Raw genomic sequence first — 18,227 nt, 5'->3', positions numbered from 1 at the left:
GTCACGGTAGCCCGGTCGCCTATCCGATGAGCACCGCGTATCCGGGCTTGATGATGTCGTCGATGATCCGCAGCCGCTCGGGGAACGGGATGAACGCCGACTTCATGGCGTTGATGGTGAACCGTTCCAGGTCGCTCCAGCCGTAGCCGAACGTCTCGACCAATTTGAGCATCTCCTGGCTCATGCTGGTGTCGCTCATCAGCCGGTTGTCGGTGTTGACCGTGACGCGGAAGCGCAGGCGGGCCAGCAGGTCGAACGGGTGCTTGTCCAGCGATGGCACGGCGCCGGTCTGCACGTTCGACGACGGGCACAGCTCCAGCGGAATGCGCATGTCCCGGACGTAGTTGGCGACCACGCCCAGCTCTGCGTCCTCGATCGCGCCGGGCACGCTGATGTCGTCGGTGATCCGCACACCGTGGCCGAGGCGGTCGCATCCGCAGAACGCGAGCGCTTCGTGAATGGACGGCAGGCCGAAGGCCTCGCCCGCGTGGATGGTGAAGTGCGCGCTGTTGGCCCGCATGTACTCGAACGCGTCCAGGTGCCTGCTGGGCGGGAAACCGGCCTCCGCACCCGCGATGTCGAAGCCGCCGACCCCGCGATCGCGAAAGCGCACCGCCAGTTCCGCGATCTCCCGCGAGCGCGCCGCATGCCGCATCGCGGTCAGCAGACAGGTCACCACGATGGTGTGGCCCTGCTCCGCGGCGGCGGCCTCGCCCTCGCGGAATCCGGCCAGCGTGTGTTCGACCACCTCGTCCAGCGTCAGTCCGCGCTCCAGATGCTGTTCGGGAGCGAAGCGCACCTCCGCGTACACGACGCCGTCGGCGGCGAGGTCCTCGGCGCATTCGCGAGCGACCCGGTGCAAGCCCTCCGGAGTCTGCATTACGGCGACGGTGTGCGCGAAGGTCTCCAGATAGCGTTCCAGCGACCCGCTGTCGGCCGCGTCACGGAACCAGGCCGCCAGCGACGCCTCATCCGTGGCGGGTAGGTCGTCGTAGCCGCTGTGCGCGGCGAGTTCGAGCACCGTCGCGGGCCGCAGGCCACCGTCGAGGTGATCGTGCAGCAGCGCTTTCGGCGCTTGGCGGATCGAGGCGAGAGTCAGAGGCATCGGTCCAGTCATGTGTCGACGGTAGCCGCAGCGCGCCGAAACGGCAGCCGACTGCGACCGTGGCAACCATCTCGTTGCCCGCCGGATGCGGGCCGGTCCACAACGGGACACCCATCGACCACACAGGCGGCGACTGCGCCCGCCGGAATTTCGCGGCTCGCCAACAGATCAGGACACGATTCGGTCGAGGATCAGCGGAGCGGGAGCGGACGCGGCACCGGTTTCGATGGTGACAGCGCCGGACAGGGCCGACGTAGCGCCGGTGAAGGCGTCGGGGGTGTCGGTGTGCATGGTCAACAGCGGTTGCCCCGCGGTCACGGTGTCGCCCGGCTTGGCGTGCATCTCGATGCCCGCGCCGGACTGCACCGGATCACCTTGGCGTGCCCGGCCCGCGCCGAGGCGCCAGGCGGCGATGCCGACGCTCAGCGCGTCGAGCCGGGTCAGCACACCGTCGGCCTCGGCGCGCACGGTCTCGGTGTGCTTCGCGGTGGGCAGCGGCGCGTCCGGGTCGCCACCCTGGGCGCGGACCATCGCGCGCCAGTGGTCCATCGCCCGTCCGTCGGCCAGCGCGTCGGCGGGGTCGGCATCGAGCCCGGCCAGCGCGACCATCTCGCGCGCCAAGGCGATGGTCAGCTCGACGACGTCCTCGGGACCGCCGCCCGCGAGCACCTCCACCGATTCCGCGACTTCCAGGGCATTGCCCGCCGTGCGGCCGAGGGGGGTGTCCATGGCGGTGAGCAGCGCGACCGTCCGGACGCCCGCGTCGGTGCCGAGTTCGACCATGGCTGTCGCCAGGTCGCGCGCCCCGTCGAGGGTCTTCAGGAAGGCGCCGGAGCCGACCTTGACGTCGAGCAGCAGCGCGGCGGTGCCCTCCGCGATCTTCTTGCTCATGATCGAGCTCGCGATCAGCGGGATCGATTCGACCGTGCCGGTGACGTCGCGCAAGGCGTAGAGCCGCCGGTCCGCGGGTGCGAGATCGGCGCCCGCCGCGCAGATCACCGCGCCGACGGCCGGGTCGGCGAGGATGTCGCGCATCCGCGGCACCGGCACGTCCGCCTGCCAGCCGGGAATGGATTCCAGCTTGTCCAGGGTTCCGCCGGTATGGCCGAGCCCGCGCCCGGACAATTGCGGCACCGCGGCGCCGCACGCGGCGACCAGCGGCGCCAGCGGCAGCGTGATCTTGTCACCCACTCCGCCGGTCGAGTGCTTGTCCACGGTGGGGCGCGGCAGGCCGGTCAGGTCCATGCGCCGCCCGGAGGCGATCATCGCGGCCGTCCACCGCGCCGTCTCGCGCCGCGTCATCCCGCGCCAGACGATCGCCATGGCCAGCGCGGACATCTGCTCGTCGGCCACCACGCCGCGGGTGAACGCGTCGACCACCCAGTCGATCTGCGCGTCGGACAGTTCTCCCCCGTCGCGCTTGGTCGTGATGATCGAAACCGCGTCCAGTGCCGTCACGGTCGCCAGTCTGGCACGGGCCGCCGCCGCACCCCGGTTCTCACTGGTGGCATGCGGCCACCGTCGAGGCCGGGAGGCGCAAGCGGCTCACATCTGCCCGGCGTCGAGGTCGTCCGGACCGAACGCATCCGGCAGCAGCGCACGCAACGGCACCGCGCCGCCCTTGTGATCGACCAGGAGCTCGGCCCCGCCGTGCTCGTAGAGCAATTGCCTGCAGCGGCCACAGGGCATCAGGATCTCGCCACGGGAATCCGTCACCGAGACGGCCACCAGGCGTCCCCCTCCGCTGGAAATCAAGTGACCGATGAGCACACATTCGGCACAGAGGCCCAATCCGTAGGAGACGTTCTCGACGTTGCAGCCGACTACGACCCGGTCACCGGTGAGCCCCGCGGCGCCGACCGGGAACCGGGAGTAGGGCGCGTAAGCGCGGCCCATCGCCTCGTACGCGCTGGCACGGAGCTTGTTCCAGTCGATGTCCATGGGCGATGCCACCTCTCCGGTCGGTTCAGCGGTTCGACGGGCCGAACTTCTCGATCGGATCGTCTCAGCCGGCGTGCGTGCGGCAAGGATCGGAGTGGCCGGCCAGGACGGCACCGCCGACCGTTACGTCCGCTCTCGGCGTGTACCGAGATTTTTGCCGACATCGGCTGGTAAACCTGGTGCATGTCGGATCAGACCCGGTTCGCGCGCCTGGCACTGGACCAGGTGGCCGCCGAGCTGGACTCCACAGCCTTTCGCAACGGCTATCTCACCGCCGACCGGATGCGGTTCCTCGCGATCAAGGTCCGCGACGCGGGCGAGGCGTACGAGAAGGCCGTGCGCTCGGCCGCGTCGGGATAGATCGCCTGTCGAATGGGGCCTCGGCTCGGAGCGCGTTTCGCCGGGACGCGGGTCGAGCCTGTGCGCATCGAACTGCCGGAGGCCGCGGCGCACGGAGAGCACTTCCGCCTCGCGATTGCGAGCGGGCATCCGCCGTGATTGTCTATTACCGACGAGTAGCTTCAGCCAGGTCGACTGAGACATTCTCCACATTGCAACCGCTCACAATTCGGCCATGGCCACTGAGAGCGGCAGCGCCGAGGCCAAACCGCCAGTGCGAAGCACAGACATCCGAAATAATTCGAAATGTGCTGTCACGCAGTGGATTACAGTCGAAATCCGCCGCGGGAAACCCTTCTCGAATCGACCCGTCGACGGCCGCGCGAGGGCCACGACGGAACCCCGCACCCATCAAGAAAGGTAAGCCTAACCCGATCGGGTGTCGCGCAACGCACGGTACGCCGAATTAGTTCCGCGATTGCTGGGGGATTAGAGTCCAGAACAGATCGGTTCAGGTTCCCCGCGACGGGCCGGAGTACAGCCACCTGGGCATTCGCCCCCAACGCCGCCGGCGTCGGACCTGCAACCGGGTCCATCAACGACGTTGGAGGCACCGCACTCTATGACCACGATTGAAGCTCCGGCCCAGCCGAAGCGGAAGACGCTGTACCGAGGCGACCCCGGAATGTGGTCGTGGGCGCTGCACCGGATCACCGGTGTCACCATCTTCTTCTTCCTCTTCGTCCACGTGCTGGACACCGCTTTGGTGCGCGTGAGCCCGGATACCTACAACGAGGCGATCGAGACCTACAAGACGCCCATCGTGGCGTTGATGGAGATGGGCCTGGTCGTCGTCGTCCTGTTCCACGCGCTCAACGGCGTCCGCGTGATCCTCGTGGACTTCTGGTCCAAGGGCCCGAAGTACCAGCGCCTGATGCTCTGGATCATCCTCGCGATCTGGTTCCTGCTGTCCGTTCCGGCGGTCGGGCGCCAGTTCTTCTACTTGTTCACGGAGCACTGAAGATGAGCGCACCTGTTCTCGGTAAGTCCTACGACCGTCCGGCCAGCCTGGATCTGCCCCGCTCGCCGCGCGCGCACTCGAGCAACAACTTCGAGAAGTACGCCTGGCTGTTCATGCGCTTCTCCGGCCTGCTGCTGATCGTGCTGGTGCTCGGCCACATGACGATCATGCTGCTGCTCGACGGCGGCGTGAAGCGACTGAACTTCGCCTTCGTCGCCGGTCGCTGGTCCAGCCCGTTCTGGCAGTTCTGGGACCTGAGCATGTTGTGGCTGGCCCAGCTGCACGGCGGCAACGGTCTGCGCACCGTCATCGACGACTACTCCCGCAAGGACTCGACCCGGTTCTGGCTCAAGACCCTGCTGGCCATCTCGATGATCCTGATCATGGGCGTGGGCACCTACGTCATCTTCACCTTCGACCCCAACATCAGTTAGGAACAGGCCCCCTCGCATGAGTGAGCGCAGCGAACGAACCATCGGGACCGGGGAAGCTCGTCCTGTCCAGGAGCACCGCTACGACGTCGTCATCGTCGGCGCGGGTGGCGCGGGCATGCGCGCCGCGATCGAGGCCGGCCCGCGGGTTCGGACGGCGGTGCTGACCAAGCTGTACCCGACCCGCAGCCACACCGGCGCGGCCCAGGGCGGCATGTGCGCCGCACTGGCCAACGTCGAAGAGGACAACTGGGAATGGCACACCTTCGACACCGTCAAGGGTGGTGACTACCTCGTCGACCAGGACGCCGCGGAGATCATGGCCAAAGAGGCCATCGACGCGGTGCTCGACCTCGAGAAGATGGGCCTGCCGTTCAACCGGACGCCCGAAGGCAAGATCGACCAGCGTCGCTTCGGCGGCCACACCCGCGATCACGGCAAGGCTCCCGTCCGCCGCGCGTGCTACGCCGCCGACCGCACCGGCCACATGATCCTGCAGACGCTGTACCAGAACTGCGTCAAGCACGACGTGGAGTTCTTCAACGAGTTCTACGTGCTGGACCTGGTGCTCACCGAGACCGATCGCGGTCCGGTCGCCACCGGCGTGGTCGCCTACGAGCTGGCCACCGGCGAGATCCACGTCTTCCACGCCAAGTCGATCGTGTTCGCCACCGGCGGCTCGGGCCGGATGTACAAGACCACCTCGAACGCGCACACCTTGACCGGTGACGGCATGGCGATCGTGTTCCGCAAGGGCCTGCCGCTGGAGGACATGGAGTTCCACCAGTTCCACCCGACAGGTCTGGCCGGCCTGGGCATCCTGATCTCCGAGGCCGTCCGCGGCGAGGGCGGCATCCTGCGCAACGCCGACGGCGAGCGGTTCATGGAGCGCTACGCCCCCACCATCAAGGACCTCGCGCCGCGCGACATCGTCGCCCGCTCGATGGTGCTGGAGGTGTTGGAGGGCCGCGGCGCGGGACCGAACAAGGACTACGTCTACATCGACGTCACCCACCTCGGCGAGGACGTGCTCGAGGAGAAGCTGCCCGACATCACCGAGTTCTCCCGTACCTACCTGGGTGTGGACCCGGTGAAGGAACTGGTGCCGGTGTTCCCGACCTGTCACTACGTGATGGGTGGCATCCCGACCCGCATCCGCGGCGAGGTGCTGCGCAACAACAGCGACATCGTCCCCGGCCTCTACGCCGCGGGCGAGTGCGCGTGTGTCTCGGTGCACGGCGCCAACCGTCTGGGCACCAACTCGCTGCTGGACATCAACGTGTTCGGCCGCCGCGCGGGCATCGCGGCCGCGGAGTACGCGCAGCGCAGCGAGTTCGTCGAAATGCCGGAGAACCCGGCGCAGATGGTGCAGGACTGGCTGACCCAGCTGCTGAGCGAGCACGGCGACGAGCGGGTGGCCGACATCCGCACCGAGCTGCAGCGGTCGATGGACAACAACGCCTCGGTGTTCCGCACCGAGGACACGCTCAAGCAGGCGCTCACCGACATCCACGCGCTCAAGGAGCGCTACGCGCGCATCACCGTGCAGGACAAGGGCAAGCGCTACAACAGCGACCTGCTCGAGGCCGTCGAGCTCGGCTTCCTGCTCGAGCTGGCCGAGGTCACCGTGGTGGGTGCGCTCAACCGCAAGGAATCGCGCGGCGGCCACGCTCGCGAGGACTACCCGGACCGCGACGACGTGAACTTCATGCGGCACACGATGGCCTACAAGGAGGGCTCGGATCTCCTTTCGGACATCCGCCTGGACTTCAAGCCGGTGGTGCAGACCCGTTACGAGCCGATGGAGCGTAAGTACTGATGACTGCTGTTGCCGAAGCACCCTCTTCGCAGAAGCCCGCTCCGGTCCCCGAGGGCTCGGTGATGATCACCGTCAAGGTGGCCCGGTTCAACCCGGAGGACGACAAGGGCGCGCACTGGGAGTCCTTCCAGGTGCCGGTCCTGTCGACCGACCGCTTCCTGAACGTGCTGATCTACATCAAGTCCTACCTGGACGGCACACTCACCTTCCGGCGTTCCTGCGCGCACGGCGTCTGCGGTTCCGACGCCATGCGGATCAACGGCGTCAACCGGCTGGCCTGCAAGGTGCTGATGAAGGACATGCTGCCCAAGGGCGGCAAGTCGATCACCGTCACCGTCGAGCCGATCCGCGGCCTGCCCGTGGAGAAGGACCTCGTGGTGAACATGGAGCCGTTCTTCGACGCGTTCCGCGCGGTGAAGCCGTACCTGATCACCACGGGTAACGAGCCCACCCGCGAGCGCATCCAGAGCCAGGCCGACCGCGCCCGGTTCGACGACACCACCAAGTGCATCCTGTGCGCCTGCTGCACCACCTCCTGCCCCGTGTACTGGAGCGACGGCAGCTACTTCGGCCCGGCCGCGATCGTGAACGCCCACCGCTTCATCTTCGACAGCCGCGACGAAGCCGCCCGCGAGCGCCTCGACATCCTCAACGACGTCGAAGGCGTCTGGCGCTGCCGCACCACCTTCAACTGCACCGACGCCTGCCCCCGCGGCATCGAGGTCACCAAGGCCATCCAAGAAGTCAAGCGAGCCCTGCTCTTCACTCGCTGACCTCCCGGCACAGCCGAAAACCGAAGGCCGCCTACTCATCCGAGTAAGGCGGCCTTCGCCGTTCCTGAAGCGGACTGCGTTCATCACGGCTGCTAGTTCGCCGGAAACTGTCGATATTCATCTTGTGCTAGCACTCGAGGGGGCAAGTAATCCGCTGTCGCGTCCCCATCGTCGACAGCTTCCGAGCCGTCGACACCGATCGGATGTGGGATTCCGTACTCATCGACCGCAGCCCAGGTCCCGTCATCCCAACGCAGCCAACCGATGCGGGTCATGCCAGTGCCTCGTCCGCCAAGCCGCTGCTGTACGCCGATGCGGCGAGGTATTGCAGGCAGTTCGGCCCGTGCCCGGAATGAGCGTTGAGGACGAATCCAGCCTGGTCGAGGGAACGAAAAGCACCCACCACGAAACAGTTGCGATGGAAATGGCGCCACTGCTCGACGTCGGCCGAGGTAATGGTCATCGGGTGATCCGTTCCGCTCGCACCGACGGCGTGATGTGTCCGGCGTCCACCAGAGTCCAGTAGGCGAGCCGCTTGATGTCGCAGGTTTCGGCCGGGCAATCGCGGTACTGCTGCATGATCCGGTGCGCTTCCACAACGGAGACACGAGGAAAGACGTCCGTGATTCGTTCCGTTGCAGCAGAGGCTCCATCCTCGCGTTCGAGGTAGCGCAAAGCCAGACAAAAGGCAGCGGCAGTCACGAGGATCGTGACGACCAAAATAGCAGCAAATGGGTGCATGACTGACCTCCAGTGTTGTGGGCACTGTGGTGCGACGTGGACAAAGCCGAACGGCGCCGGACAGTTCCAGGAGACCGTGCACATGCCGTCATCGGTAAGACGCGCAGCTTGGGCAGGTGTGTGCACAGGGTGTGTGAACGCGGGCGTGATCATGGCGTCCGCGCTGTTGTCCGTGCCACACTCCCGGACATGGGACGTCAGCCGAAGCAGCCGAACAGGCACCTCGCGGAGCTGTTGGAGGAAACCGGTCTGAGCCGAAAAGGCCTCGCCCGCCGCGTAGTCGAGCACGGGAGCGCAGTCGGGGTCGCACTTCGCTACGACCACACCGCAGTGACTCGGTGGTTGGCCGGTGAGCAGCCGAAGCCGCCGGGACCGGACCTGGTCGCCGAAGTCCTTACCGAAGTAGTCGGCCGCCGTGTGGTCCCGTCCGACTGCGGAATGTCCAGCGGCCCCAGCACCGCCGATCTCGGGTTGGAATTCTCGTTGAGCCTGGCGGAGGCAACAGCTGCCGCGACTGCGCTATGGAGGAGCGATGTGGAGCGCCGACGTTTCTTGATAGGAGCGTCCTACGCTGCGGCGGTCTATCCGGCGGCGTCAATGCGATGGCTGACCATGCCCGCGCCGGAACATCCGACTTCTTGCGCAGGTCTTCGCCGCATCGGTCAATCCGATATCGACGCGGTGCGAAAGATGAACTCCGCTTTCCGCGACTTGGACAATCGTGTCGGTGGCGGCAAGGTTCGCTCGACTCTCGTTCAATATCTCCACAGTTCGGTGGCGCCACTACTGCGCGGCAGTTACACCGAGCCGATCGGACGACAGTTGTTCGCTACCACCGCCGAACTTACCAAGCTCGCGGGGTGGGCAGCGTATGACTTGGAGGAGCACGGCCTGGCGCAGCGCTATCTGATCCAAGCCTTACGGATGTCCCGCGCCGCAGGCGATGCCGGACTCGGCGCGGAGATTCTCGCCGCGATGAGTCATCAAGCCATCTATGTAGGCCGACCGGGCGACGCGATCGATCTCGCTCGGGCTGCGCGCATCTCGGCACGAAGCGCTGGACTGGCTGCTCTGGAGTCCGAATGCCACGTGATCGAAGCACATGGCCACGCGGCGCGCGCCGACAGTTCGTCGTGCGCCGGTTCCCTCAATGCGGCTCAACGAGCCTTCGCCCGCGCTGAAGGTGCACGTCCTCCCTGGCTGGAGTACTTCGACGAAGCTTATCTGTCCGCTAAAACCGCGCACTGCTTCCGCGACACCGCCCGCACAGCCCGCACAGCCCGCACAGCCCATTTTGCCGAACGGTCGTTAAACATGTCGGACGGCTACGTCCGTGGGCGCGCGTTCAATCTGTGCCTCTTGGCATCCGCCCGCGCCGACGACGACCCGCACGAAGCGGTTCGGATCAGCACCGAAGCCCTCGAGATCGTCAGCGGTCTGGAATCGCAGCGGACGCTCGCGTACTTGCGGGACCTACGGCACCGTCTCGCACGGTACGCCACACTTCCTGATGTCGGCAGATTCCGCCAGCAGGTGCTTGCGATCGCTAGACGGGCAGACTGAGCGCCCGGTACACCGCCACCACCGTCGCCGCGCCTACGATCTCCCCGCGATCTATCATCGCGCCCGCTCCCTCGAGCGAGATCCAACGAATGTCTTCGGCCTCGTTGATGTCCGGTTCGGTCTCGGTCAGATCGGCGCCGCGCGCGAGGTAGATTTCCTGCGGCTGATCCAAGGTGCCGATGGCTGGCTGGTAGGTGACCAGGCGTTCCATCGACCGTGGACGCCAACCCGTTTCCTCTTCGACTTCCCGCGCCGCAGCGGCGGCAACATCCTCGGCGTGATCCACATAGCCGCCCGGCAATTCCCACACCCAGCGGTCGATGATGAAGCGGTGGCGGTACATAAGCAAGGCTTCGCGTCGTTCGTTGAGCACCAACGTCATCGCACACCGCGGCATCCGCGCGACGTACTGGGTGAACTTCACTCCATCGGGTAGCTCCACATCAACCGTCGACAGCTTGATATGGCGATTCTCGTCCACGACGTGCTCACCGTGAATTGTCCACTGCGTTCGGGCCACGGTTCGACCGTATACGCAGACGCCCACGAACGGGAGCACCCCACGCCTTGCCCCTGGAGACGCTGCACCGACGCGTGCCCCCGCGGCATCGAGGTCACCAAGGCCATCCAAGGAGTGAAGCGAGCCCTGCTCTTCACTCGCTGACCTCCCGGCACAGCCGAAAACCGAGGGCCGCCTTCATCACCCGATGAAGGCGGCCTTCGCCGTCCAGCTCAGCGAGTGGTGGACCCCCGTTTCGGTGCCATCAAGTGAATGTTGCGTTCAAGGGCCGCATTCAAGGGCTCGGAAACCCCGGGGCGCTCGTCCACTTCTCCCCTGCGATCACCACGTGGTCGAGGAAGCGGAGGCCTACGGTGTGTGCGGCCTCGGTGAGGAGGGTGGTGGTGCGGCGGTCGTCGGGGCTGGGAGTGGGGTCGCCGGAGGGGTGGTTGTGCACGATGGCGAAGGCTCGGCCGTCGTGGCGCAGGACGGTGTTCAGGATTTCGCGGACCGGGACGGCGACCTGGTCGATCGCGCCTTCGGCGACGAAAACCTTCTGGCGCAGGCGGTTCTGCGCGTCGCAGACCAGGACGAGCAGGCGCTCGACGCGCGCGCCCGCGAACTGGGGACGGGCAGCGGCGGCCACGTCGGCGGAACTGGTCAACCGAAGCGAGGTGTCCGTCCCGCCGCGCGCTCGCGCGCCGAGGTGGAACGCGGCGATGATCGCGGCGGCCTTGGCCACGCCGATGCCGGCCCGACGCGACAGCTCCTCCGGACGCGCCGACGCCAGCCCGGCGAGCCCGCCGTGCTCGACCAGCAACTCCACCGCCAGGTCCAACGCGCTCGCGCCGCGTCTGCCCTGCCGCAGCAGCAGCGCGAGCAACTCCGCGTCGCTCAGCGCATGCGGCCCCAGCGCCAGCAACCGTTCACGCGGCCGCTGCGCTACCGGCACGTCGACTAGAGAGACCGCCATGACTCCCACCCCTCGCCTCAGGCCAACAGTGTCCGGGATTCTGCCAGCGGCCACCGACACTTCGTATGCCCGCCCGTCCGCAGCGCCACCACCCCGCTGCCCAGCGCGCCATATGCTGGCAGATGTGCGGTTCGGTCACCGAGTCGGTCGCGAACTGGGGAGTTGATGGGCGATGTGGTACCTGAAGGCGCAATGGCACCACGACTTCGACGACGAGCCGGTCGAGTTGTTCAGTGAGATCGGTGACGACGGCTTCGAGGTGCGCAAGGTCGAGGTGTTCCGCGACGGCCACAGCGACTGGGCCGACGCGGATCGCGCCACCGGCACGACCGAACTCGGGCAGATCCCCGTTCCGACGTTGGACGAGATCAATGCCGAGACCGAGTTCACCGCACTTCAGATCGACGCTCACGAGTTCGAGACCGTCTGGCTGCGGGCTCACGACGAGCAGCGGCCCGCGTCTTCCAACTAGCCGACCGTTCCGAAGGGCGTCGAGCGGAGCCGCCTAGCGGTCCGCCCCGGCGACGTCGTGTAGTCCGACGAATACTTTGGCGGCGAGCCTTTCCAGATTGTGCAGCTGGCGCTCGTGCACAACGATCCGGCGCAGGGCCTCGTTGATGGTGGCATCGCTGGTCGACGTGCCCATGATGGCGGCGGCCGCGGCGAGCAAGTTCTGGTCGAGATCGATCCGCACGGATTTCATGCGCCCTCCTTCATACTTTCGCCATCTTGCGCCATAGCGCCCGCTCATGTCCGGCAAATCACGAACTCCAGGCTTGCGTTCATACCCTACTGGGGTATAGTTCCGGGCATGGAGCACAGGCACGACACTTCCAGCGAGCACGTCTCGCATCACGCGGATGCGACGCACGACATCAGCCGTCACACCGCCCACCGCGCCCCGGCTACCTGGCGGATGGCGGCGATGGCGACGCTGCACTGCCTCACCGGCTGCGCCATCGGCGAGGTCATGGGCATGGTGATCGGCACCGCGCTGGGCTGGAACAACACCTCGACGATGGCGCTGGCCATCGTGCTGGCATTCCTGTTCGGTTACGCGTTCACCATGCGTGGCGTGCTGCGCGCGGGCCTGCCGCTGGCCGCCGCGGTCGGCACCGCGTTCGCCGCCGACACCGTGTCGATCACGGTCATGGAGATCGTGGACAACGCCGTGATCCTCGCCGTACCCGGCGCGATGGACGCCCACCTCGACAGTGCTCTGTTCTGGGCCACCCTGGCCTTCGCCTTCGCGGTGGCGTTCGTGGTGACCACACCGGTGAACAAGTGGATGATCGGACGCGGCAAAGGCCATGCCGTGGTGCATTCGTTACACGGCGGCCACTGATCAGCAGGCCACCCGTCCTGCGGCTTCCACTGCTGTGATGCCACGGAGAAAGCTCGTTCAGCTAGGCAGATTGCTCAGCTGGGCGAGCTTTTGTTGTCGGCGGGGTCCGGCGGTGCTTGCATCGAGATATGTTCACCGAGGCCCAGCTGTACTCGCCGGTGACCCGCACCGGCGATGGTGACGTGACCGTGCACCTGAGCGAGGAGCATCCCGGCGTGCACGATCCGGTCTACCGGGCCCGGCGCAATGCCATCGCCGCGCTGGCGCTCGACTACGCACCGGGAAAGCCGCTCCCACACATCGCCTACACCGACGAAGAGCAGCAGGTGTGGCGGATCGTGTCGGCCGAACTCGGCCGCAAACATCGCACCTATGCCAGCGCGGAGGTGCTGGCGGCCGCCGAGGCGCTGTCCCTGCCCACCGATCACATTCCCCAATTGGACGAAGTATCCGCGGCGCTGCAACCGCTGACCGGGTTCCGCTATGCCCCGGCCGCGGGCCTGGTGCCGCTGCGGGAGTTCTTCGGTTCCTTCGCCGATCGGATCTTCCACTCCACCCAATACATTCGGCATCATTCAGCGCCGTTGTACACGCCGGAGCCGGACGCCATCCACGAGATCATCGGGCACGCCAACCAGATCGCCAGTCCACGCTTCGCGGCGATCTACGCGACGGTCGGCGCGGCGGTCGCGCGGCTGAGCACCCACCGCGCGCTGAAGTTCCTCGCCGACGTGTTCTGGTTCTCGATGGAGTTCGGCGTCGTCCGCGAACACGGCGAGGTCCGCTGCTATGGCGCGGGGCTGCTGTCGTCCTACGGGGAGATCGAGGAGTTCCGGCATGCGCAGCTGCGCCCGCTCGACATCGCCCAGATGGGGACCGCGACCTACGACATCACGCACTACCAGCCGATTCTCTACTGCGCGGACTCGATCGCCGAGATCGAAGACGTGATCGGCGGCTTCTTCGCGACCATGGACGACGACACACCCGATCGGTTACGGCAGACCAGCGCCGCCGGGGCGTCGTAGATCCGCCGACGGAGACTCAGGACTTGTGATCCAGCCGCAGTGGCAGGCCCGCCTCCAGTAAGTCCAGTGCGCGAGTGATGTTCTCCACGTTCATCGGCGTCATCGTCGAGATGGCCAAGGCAGCGCCCGCCACCGCACCCGCCGCCACCCGGATCTCGAAGTCGTCGGCGGAGCGGCCCACATGATCTGCCAGCAGGTTCGCGAGCAGATCGATGCTGCGCACGATCTCCAATCCGATCGCCGATCGCAGCTCCGGTACGTGATACAGCAGCGCTTGGCGCTCCTGCTCGAAGGCGAGTTCGGCGGCGGGGAGGCTCGAGAAGACTTCGACGACCGCGCCACGGAAGGCCGTCAGCGGGGACACGTCGCGCGGCTGCCGTCGTAGCGCCTCGAGCATCATCGGATCGAGATCGTCGGCGAGAACGAGCTGTTCCTTCGTCGGGAAATAGCGGAAGAAGGTGCTGGGCGAGACCTCGGCGGCCGCCGCGATCTGCTCGATCGTGGTCTCGTTGTAGCCCTGTTCTCGGAACAGCCGGAAGGCTTCGACACGAATGCTGCGGCGGGTCCGTTCCTTCTTCCGCTCGCGCAGACCCTGCGCCGTCCCCTTCGCGGGTAGCTCAACCGACATGCATCGATTCTGCCCCATCGGGCTCCGGCACCCGGCCGGGTCGCGTGCGGACGAACACGACTGTGAGCACTGCCGCCAGTAAGCACGGCGCGGCGCAGGCCCACAGCATCGCGCTCATGCCGCCCAGGAACGCCTCTTGCACCTGGTGCAGCATCGCTGGATCATCCAACTGCTGTGCCGTGGCGACGCCCGCGTTGACGCCGTCGGCGATCGGCTCACGATTCAACGCGCCGAGTTCCGACCGGTAGCGGGTGGACAGCACGGTGCCCAGCACCGCGACGCCGATAGTGCCCGCCGCCTGGCGCAACGCCTGCAGCAGCGCGGAGCCGGAGCCGGAACGCTCCGCGCTCAGGTCGTCCATCGCCACGCCCATGGCCGCGGGCATCACCAGGCCCATTCCGGCGCCGAGCAGCGTCAGCCACAGCGCCGCGAAACCGTACCCGCTGTCCACCTTGGTCAGCGCACCCAGCATCAGTGAGCCCGCCAGCAGGGCGAACCCGGTGGTGATCACCACGCGGATGCCCAGCTTCACCAGCGCCTTGTCAACCAGCCTGCTGCCCACCACGATCCCGCCGATCAGCGGAAGCAGTCGCAGCCCGCTACCGAGCGCGTCCACGCCCAGCACCGCCTGGAAGTACTGCGGAACGGTGAAGAACATGCCGAACATGGCGAAGTTCACCACGATGGAAAAGGCCACCCCCGAACGGAATCCGGGTGCGGCGAACAACCCGAGATCGATCAGCGGGTGCGCCGTTCTGCGCTGCCAGGCCAGGAAAACGCCGATCAGCAGCACACCGGCCGCGATGATCGCCCAGGCCGGGCCGTCACCCCAGCCCTTCTCGCCGACCCGGATGAAGCCGTAGGTGAGCCCGAGCATGCCCGCGACCGATAGCACGACACCGGGCAGATCCATGCGAAAACGGTGCGGGCTCCGCGATTCCGGCACCAGCGCGGCGACGGCCAGCGCGCCGATCACCACCATCGGCACGTTGATCAGGAACACCGACCCCCACCAGAAGTTGCGCAGCAACCATCCACCGACGACGGGTCCCAGCGGAAGACCGATCGCGGTCGAGGTGATCCAGATGGTGAGCGCATGCTGCCGTTCCACCTGGTCGGGGAACATGTCGGGCAAGACCGACATCGACAGCGGGATCATCGCCGCCGCGCCGACCCCGAGCGCGACCCGGGCCGCGATGAGCTGGCCGGGCGAGCCGGCCAGGGCGCAGGCGACGGAGGCGACCCCGAACAGCATCAGCGCGGCGAGCAGGAACTTCTTGCGGCCATAGCGATCACCGAGCGCACCCGCGGGCAACATCACGGCCGCGAGCGCCAGCGTGTATGCGCTGCTGAACCACTGCAGCGCAGCCGTATTCGCGTTCAGGTCGACGGCGAGGGTGGGCAAGGCCACGGTCAGGACGGTGACGTCGAGCCCGATGGTCAGCATCGCGACCGCGAGCGCGCCGAGCGCGAGCCAGCGGCGGGTCGAACCGGTTCTCATGATCTCCTCCAAATGATAGCTACCACTTTTTGATAGTAACTATCATTTGAGTGTTGGTGTCAATACCTTCTGGCTCGGAAGGTGCACATATGCGGTCGTCGCGTGGATCCCTCGCTAGGCTCACTCCCGATGAAGATCACGGACTTCCGGCGCCGCGCCTTGGTGTGCGCGGGCGGCCTGCTCGCCGTCGCCGCGATCGCAGCGACGGCCGTGCCGTCCCTGGCGGCGCCCAGCACCACCACGCCGTTCACGACCCCGAACACCGACGGCTGCCCGCAGAAGACATCGCCGCCCCCACCGATCGACGCCTCCGAGGTGCCCGCGCCCGGACAGCCGACTCCCACGCCGCTGCCGATTCCCTCCCCTCCGATCGGCGGGCCCCGCCTCGGTGAATGCGGCGTCGTGCTCCCCAAAGCCGTGCCGCCCGCGCCGCAGGACATTTCGGCGACGGCCTGGCTGGTGGCGGATCTGGACACCGGGGAGGTGCTGGCGGCGAAAGACCCACACGGCCGCTACCGGCCCGCCAGCACGATCAAAGTGCTGCTGGCCACGCTGGCGCTGCGCACCCTGAATCTCGACAAGGTCGTCATCGGCACGCAGGCCGACGCCGATGTCGACGGCACCCGGGTGGGCATCGGCCCCGGCGGCCGTTATACGAACCGGCAGCTCATGCAGGCGCTGATCATGGCCTCGGGCAACGACGCGGCGCATGCCATCGCCGCGCAACTAGGCGGCGACGCGGCGACCGTCGCGAAGATGAACGAACTGGCGAAATCGTTGCGCGCCATGGACACTCGCGCCGCGACCCCCTCCGGTCTGGACGGCCCCGGGATGAGCACCTCGGCCTATGACTTGGCTGTGCTGTTCCGTGAAGCCATGACGATCCCGCTGTTCGCCGAGCTGATCCACACGCAGCAGGCCGATTTCCCGGGCTACCCCGCCGACCCGGACATCCCCGGCGACACCGATCGCCCCGGATATCCCATCGGCAACGACAACCAGCTGCTCTACAACTACGACGGCGCCCTCGGCGGCAAGACCGGCTTCACCGACGACGCGCGCCAGACGTTCGTGGCCGCCGCCCAGCGCGACGGCCGCAGGCTCGCCGTCACCCTGCTGCAGGCCGAGGTTCGCCCGATCCGGCCATGGGAACAGGCCGTCCGGCTGCTCGACTACGGATTCGCGTTGCCCCGCAGCGCCTCGATCGGCAACCTGCCCGGTGTGGTGGTACCCCAGCGCAAGCAGAGCTCGGTCGTCCTGGCCGCGCCTCCGGCGCCGGGAACCGACCTGGCGGCCCCTTCGCCGGGCAGCGACCCGTCCGCCATGCCCATTGCCGAGGATCGCCGCAGCGGTGCCAGAACCGTGCTGATCGTCGGCGGTCTCGTCCTGGTCATCGCTCTACTGCTGGGAGCACGGCGGGCCAACCGGCGACGCTGATCCCGGCGGGGCACGAGGCGCCTGGCACCGCCGACCGGCTGATCATCGACGCCCGGGCAACCGTCGCAATCCCGAAAGAGCGAGCGCGGCAAGCGCACCCGCGCCGAAGAACGCGGCGCCGACACCCATCGATATATCGCGTGCGCCGACCCTCGGCGCGATCACGGCGGGCGCGGGTGCGGGAATCTCCGCTTCCGGCTCGTTCTCCGCGGTGGTGGCGGCCCAGGCGGTGGCGAACAGGACGATGCGGTAGGTGACGTAGCTGAACACCATCAGGCCGATGATCGAGCCGAAGGTGGCGCCGGCCGGGCTGTTCAGCACCAACCGCAGGTAGAACGACGCGACGATCTTGAACACTTCGAACACCAGCGCGGCCAGGGCGGCGGCCTTGACCGCGCTGGCCAGTGTCACCGGTTCCCGGGGCAGCCTGGCGATGACCCATGCGAACACCGCCCAGGAGGCGAGGAACCCGAGCGAGGTCGACAACAGCCACAGCAGCACGCCCGCCCCGGGCGCGTCACCGAGGCCGACGCCTTCGAGCAGCCGCGTACCGAGGGTGCTCGACGCCAACGCCGACAACCCCAGCGACACCGCGAAGGCGAGACCGAGACCGACCAGCGCTCCCAGATCGGAGACCTTGGTCATCAGCCAATTGCCGTCCGGAGACTTCTGCTCCCACTGCTCGGTGAGCGCGGCCCGCAGATTGGCCATCCAGCCCAGTCCGCTGTAGACGCCGGTGAGCAGACCCAGGACGCCGACGGTGCCCCGCGATCGGACCGCCTGATCCACCAGCTCGTTCAACTGGGTGCCGAACGAGCCGGGAATGTTCTCGATGATCTTGGCCTGCAATTCCGCGAGCAGCTCCGGATTGTTGGTCAGGACCACGCCCGCGACCGCGAAAGCGATCATCAGCAGCGGAAACAGCGACAGCACAGTGAAATACGTGATGCCCGCCGCATAATGGTCGCCTCGTTGCCGCTGGTAGCGCCCCACCGTACGGACCAAGTGTTCCAGCCACGGCTGCGCCTGGATCCGGCCTTCGATCCCGGCCTTGATGTTGTCGATCACCCGCACCATTCGCCC

Annotated in this window: 21 protein-coding genes and 1 pseudogene; 11 read left to right on the top strand and 11 right to left on the bottom strand. The window is 67.1% G+C overall.

Annotated elements, in window-relative coordinates; genetic code table 11:
• Positions 1-19 precede the first annotated feature (19 nt).
• The 3 genes from M8859_RS10410 to M8859_RS10400 all read right to left on the bottom strand — a co-directional run bounded on the left by M8859_RS10410 (position 20) and on the right by M8859_RS10400 (position 3,046).
• Complete coding sequence (locus tag M8859_RS10410; RefSeq protein WP_195071633.1) at positions 20-1,117, bottom strand: adenosine deaminase; 1,098 nt, start codon at positions 1,115-1,117, stop codon at positions 20-22.
• Between the two features lie 156 nt (positions 1,118-1,273).
• Entirely contained in the window at positions 1,274-2,563 is a 1,290-nt protein-coding gene (locus M8859_RS10405; protein WP_159923136.1) for a thymidine phosphorylase, read from the bottom strand.
• 87 nt (positions 2,564-2,650) lie between these two features.
• A complete protein-coding gene (locus M8859_RS10400) occupies positions 2,651-3,046 on the bottom strand; it encodes a cytidine deaminase (RefSeq protein WP_159923134.1) in 396 nt (131 codons plus the stop codon).
• Between the two features lie 183 nt (positions 3,047-3,229).
• Between M8859_RS10400 and M8859_RS10395 the strand changes: the two genes are divergently transcribed.
• The 5 genes from M8859_RS10395 to M8859_RS10375 all read left to right on the top strand — a co-directional run bounded on the left by M8859_RS10395 (position 3,230) and on the right by M8859_RS10375 (position 7,429).
• On the top strand, positions 3,230-3,406 hold the full coding sequence (locus M8859_RS10395; RefSeq protein ID WP_159923132.1) for a hypothetical protein: 177 nt from the start codon (positions 3,230-3,232) through the stop codon (positions 3,404-3,406).
• A gap of 601 nt (positions 3,407-4,007) precedes the next feature.
• Positions 4,008-4,406: a succinate dehydrogenase, cytochrome b556 subunit gene (gene sdhC, locus M8859_RS10390; RefSeq protein ID WP_159923130.1), complete on the top strand. Its 399-nt coding sequence runs from the start codon at positions 4,008-4,010 to the stop codon at positions 4,404-4,406.
• 2 nt (positions 4,407-4,408) lie between these two features.
• Positions 4,409-4,840 (top strand): succinate dehydrogenase hydrophobic membrane anchor subunit, encoded by a 432-nt coding sequence (locus M8859_RS10385; RefSeq protein WP_159923128.1) that lies wholly within the window; start codon positions 4,409-4,411, stop codon positions 4,838-4,840.
• Between the two features lie 16 nt (positions 4,841-4,856).
• Complete coding sequence (gene sdhA, locus M8859_RS10380) at positions 4,857-6,656, top strand: succinate dehydrogenase flavoprotein subunit (RefSeq protein ID WP_195071634.1); 1,800 nt, start codon at positions 4,857-4,859, stop codon at positions 6,654-6,656.
• Positions 6,656-7,429, top strand: a complete 774-nt coding sequence (locus M8859_RS10375) for a succinate dehydrogenase iron-sulfur subunit (protein WP_043687867.1) — start codon at positions 6,656-6,658, stop codon at positions 7,427-7,429. Before sdhA ends, M8859_RS10375 begins: the two co-directional genes overlap by 1 nt.
• A 271-nt stretch (positions 7,430-7,700) precedes the next feature.
• Here M8859_RS10375 and M8859_RS10370 read toward each other — a convergent pair whose 3' ends face one another.
• Together M8859_RS10370 and M8859_RS10365 are read right to left on the bottom strand one after the other, a co-directional pair.
• Entirely contained in the window at positions 7,701-7,892 is a 192-nt protein-coding gene (locus M8859_RS10370; RefSeq protein ID WP_159923124.1) for a hypothetical protein, read from the bottom strand.
• Entirely contained in the window at positions 7,889-8,458 is a 570-nt protein-coding gene (locus M8859_RS10365) for a hypothetical protein (RefSeq protein WP_195071635.1), read from the bottom strand. Before M8859_RS10365 ends, M8859_RS10370 begins: the two co-directional genes overlap by 4 nt.
• Between M8859_RS10365 and M8859_RS10360 the strand changes: the two genes are divergently transcribed.
• On the top strand, positions 8,360-9,733 hold the full coding sequence (locus tag M8859_RS10360; RefSeq protein WP_504928415.1) for an NsdA family TPR-like regulatory protein: 1,374 nt from the start codon (positions 8,360-8,362) through the stop codon (positions 9,731-9,733). The genes M8859_RS10365 and M8859_RS10360 overlap by 99 nt on opposite strands.
• Here the strand turns inward: M8859_RS10360 and M8859_RS10355 are convergent.
• On the bottom strand, positions 9,717-10,214 hold the full coding sequence (locus M8859_RS10355) for an NUDIX domain-containing protein (protein WP_201295198.1): 498 nt from the start codon (positions 10,212-10,214) through the stop codon (positions 9,717-9,719). The two genes, M8859_RS10360 and M8859_RS10355, sit on opposite strands and share 17 nt — an antisense overlap.
• A gap of 102 nt (positions 10,215-10,316) precedes the next feature.
• Here M8859_RS10355 and M8859_RS10350 point away from each other — a divergent pair.
• Positions 10,317-10,397: pseudogene (locus M8859_RS10350) on the top strand (succinate dehydrogenase iron-sulfur subunit); the annotation flags it as partial.
• A gap of 130 nt (positions 10,398-10,527) precedes the next feature.
• On the opposite strand, the gene radC reads toward M8859_RS10350, so the two are convergent.
• Entirely contained in the window at positions 10,528-11,205 is a 678-nt protein-coding gene (gene radC, locus M8859_RS10345) for a RadC family protein (RefSeq protein WP_195071636.1), read from the bottom strand.
• Positions 11,206-11,377: 172 nt separating this feature from the next.
• Between radC and M8859_RS10340 the strand changes: the two genes are divergently transcribed.
• Positions 11,378-11,677, top strand: coding sequence for a DUF6881 domain-containing protein (locus tag M8859_RS10340; protein ID WP_159923116.1), 300 nt, complete (start codon positions 11,378-11,380; stop codon positions 11,675-11,677).
• Between the two features lie 33 nt (positions 11,678-11,710).
• Here M8859_RS10340 and M8859_RS10335 read toward each other — a convergent pair whose 3' ends face one another.
• Positions 11,711-11,908: a type II toxin-antitoxin system VapB family antitoxin gene (locus M8859_RS10335; protein ID WP_159923114.1), complete on the bottom strand. Its 198-nt coding sequence runs from the start codon at positions 11,906-11,908 to the stop codon at positions 11,711-11,713.
• A 108-nt stretch (positions 11,909-12,016) separates the two neighbouring features.
• Between M8859_RS10335 and M8859_RS10330 the strand changes: the two genes are divergently transcribed.
• Entirely contained in the window at positions 12,017-12,550 is a 534-nt protein-coding gene (locus tag M8859_RS10330) for a DUF4396 domain-containing protein (RefSeq protein WP_159923112.1), read from the top strand.
• 128 nt (positions 12,551-12,678) lie between these two features.
• Positions 12,679-13,578 (top strand): phenylalanine 4-monooxygenase, encoded by a 900-nt coding sequence (locus tag M8859_RS10325; protein ID WP_249644144.1) that lies wholly within the window; start codon positions 12,679-12,681, stop codon positions 13,576-13,578.
• 16 nt (positions 13,579-13,594) lie between these two features.
• Here M8859_RS10325 and M8859_RS10320 read toward each other — a convergent pair whose 3' ends face one another.
• The gene (locus tag M8859_RS10320) at positions 13,595-14,206 is read right to left on the bottom strand and encodes an acyl-CoA-like ligand-binding transcription factor (protein ID WP_223518639.1); all 612 of its coding nucleotides are present in this window, start codon (positions 14,204-14,206) and stop codon (positions 13,595-13,597) included.
• Entirely contained in the window at positions 14,196-15,707 is a 1,512-nt protein-coding gene (locus M8859_RS10315; protein WP_249644143.1) for an MFS transporter, read from the bottom strand. Before M8859_RS10315 ends, M8859_RS10320 begins: the two co-directional genes overlap by 11 nt.
• 129 nt (positions 15,708-15,836) lie before the next feature.
• Here M8859_RS10315 and M8859_RS10310 point away from each other — a divergent pair, with 129 nt between their 5' ends.
• The gene (locus tag M8859_RS10310) at positions 15,837-17,144 is read left to right on the top strand and encodes a D-alanyl-D-alanine carboxypeptidase family protein (RefSeq protein WP_249644142.1); all 1,308 of its coding nucleotides are present in this window, start codon (positions 15,837-15,839) and stop codon (positions 17,142-17,144) included.
• 42 nt (positions 17,145-17,186) lie between these two features.
• Here the strand turns inward: M8859_RS10310 and yhjD are convergent, their stop codons facing one another.
• Entirely contained in the window at positions 17,187-18,218 is a 1,032-nt protein-coding gene (gene yhjD / locus M8859_RS10305) for an inner membrane protein YhjD (RefSeq protein WP_195139569.1), read from the bottom strand.
• Positions 18,219-18,227 lie beyond the last annotated feature (9 nt).

The sequence above is a fragment of the Nocardia sputi genome (assembly GCF_023501985.1).
This window is presented reverse-complemented; position numbering and strand designations above follow the sequence as displayed.

What these genes read in the sequence shown, in the direction of transcription:
- M8859_RS10335 (WP_159923114.1), bottom strand. Translation starts at nt 11,908, where the DNA reads ATGAAATCCGTGCGGATCGATCTCGACCAGAACTTGCTCGCCGCGGCC.
- M8859_RS10375 (WP_043687867.1), top strand. Translation starts at nt 6,656, where the DNA reads ATGACTGCTGTTGCCGAAGCACCCTCTTCGCAGAAGCCCGCTCCGGTC.
- sdhA (WP_195071634.1), top strand. Translation starts at nt 4,857, where the DNA reads ATGAGTGAGCGCAGCGAACGAACCATCGGGACCGGGGAAGCTCGTCCT.
- M8859_RS10325 (WP_249644144.1), top strand. Translation starts at nt 12,679, where the DNA reads ATGTTCACCGAGGCCCAGCTGTACTCGCCGGTGACCCGCACCGGCGAT.
- M8859_RS10315 (WP_249644143.1), bottom strand. Translation starts at nt 15,707, where the DNA reads ATGAGAACCGGTTCGACCCGCCGCTGGCTCGCGCTCGGCGCGCTCGCG.
- M8859_RS10395 (WP_159923132.1), top strand. Translation starts at nt 3,230, where the DNA reads ATGTCGGATCAGACCCGGTTCGCGCGCCTGGCACTGGACCAGGTGGCC.
- M8859_RS10340 (WP_159923116.1), top strand. Translation starts at nt 11,378, where the DNA reads ATGTGGTACCTGAAGGCGCAATGGCACCACGACTTCGACGACGAGCCG.
- M8859_RS10360 (WP_504928415.1), top strand. Translation starts at nt 8,360, where the DNA reads ATGGGACGTCAGCCGAAGCAGCCGAACAGGCACCTCGCGGAGCTGTTG.
- M8859_RS10385 (WP_159923128.1), top strand. Translation starts at nt 4,409, where the DNA reads ATGAGCGCACCTGTTCTCGGTAAGTCCTACGACCGTCCGGCCAGCCTG.
- M8859_RS10310 (WP_249644142.1), top strand. Translation starts at nt 15,837, where the DNA reads ATGAAGATCACGGACTTCCGGCGCCGCGCCTTGGTGTGCGCGGGCGGC.
- M8859_RS10370 (WP_159923124.1), bottom strand. Translation starts at nt 7,892, where the DNA reads ATGACCATTACCTCGGCCGACGTCGAGCAGTGGCGCCATTTCCATCGC.
- M8859_RS10330 (WP_159923112.1), top strand. Translation starts at nt 12,017, where the DNA reads ATGGAGCACAGGCACGACACTTCCAGCGAGCACGTCTCGCATCACGCG.
- M8859_RS10410 (WP_195071633.1), bottom strand. Translation starts at nt 1,117, where the DNA reads ATGACTGGACCGATGCCTCTGACTCTCGCCTCGATCCGCCAAGCGCCG.
- M8859_RS10400 (WP_159923134.1), bottom strand. Translation starts at nt 3,046, where the DNA reads ATGGACATCGACTGGAACAAGCTCCGTGCCAGCGCGTACGAGGCGATG.
- radC (WP_195071636.1), bottom strand. Translation starts at nt 11,205, where the DNA reads ATGGCGGTCTCTCTAGTCGACGTGCCGGTAGCGCAGCGGCCGCGTGAA.
- M8859_RS10320 (WP_223518639.1), bottom strand. Translation starts at nt 14,206, where the DNA reads ATGTCGGTTGAGCTACCCGCGAAGGGGACGGCGCAGGGTCTGCGCGAG.
- sdhC (WP_159923130.1), top strand. Translation starts at nt 4,008, where the DNA reads ATGACCACGATTGAAGCTCCGGCCCAGCCGAAGCGGAAGACGCTGTAC.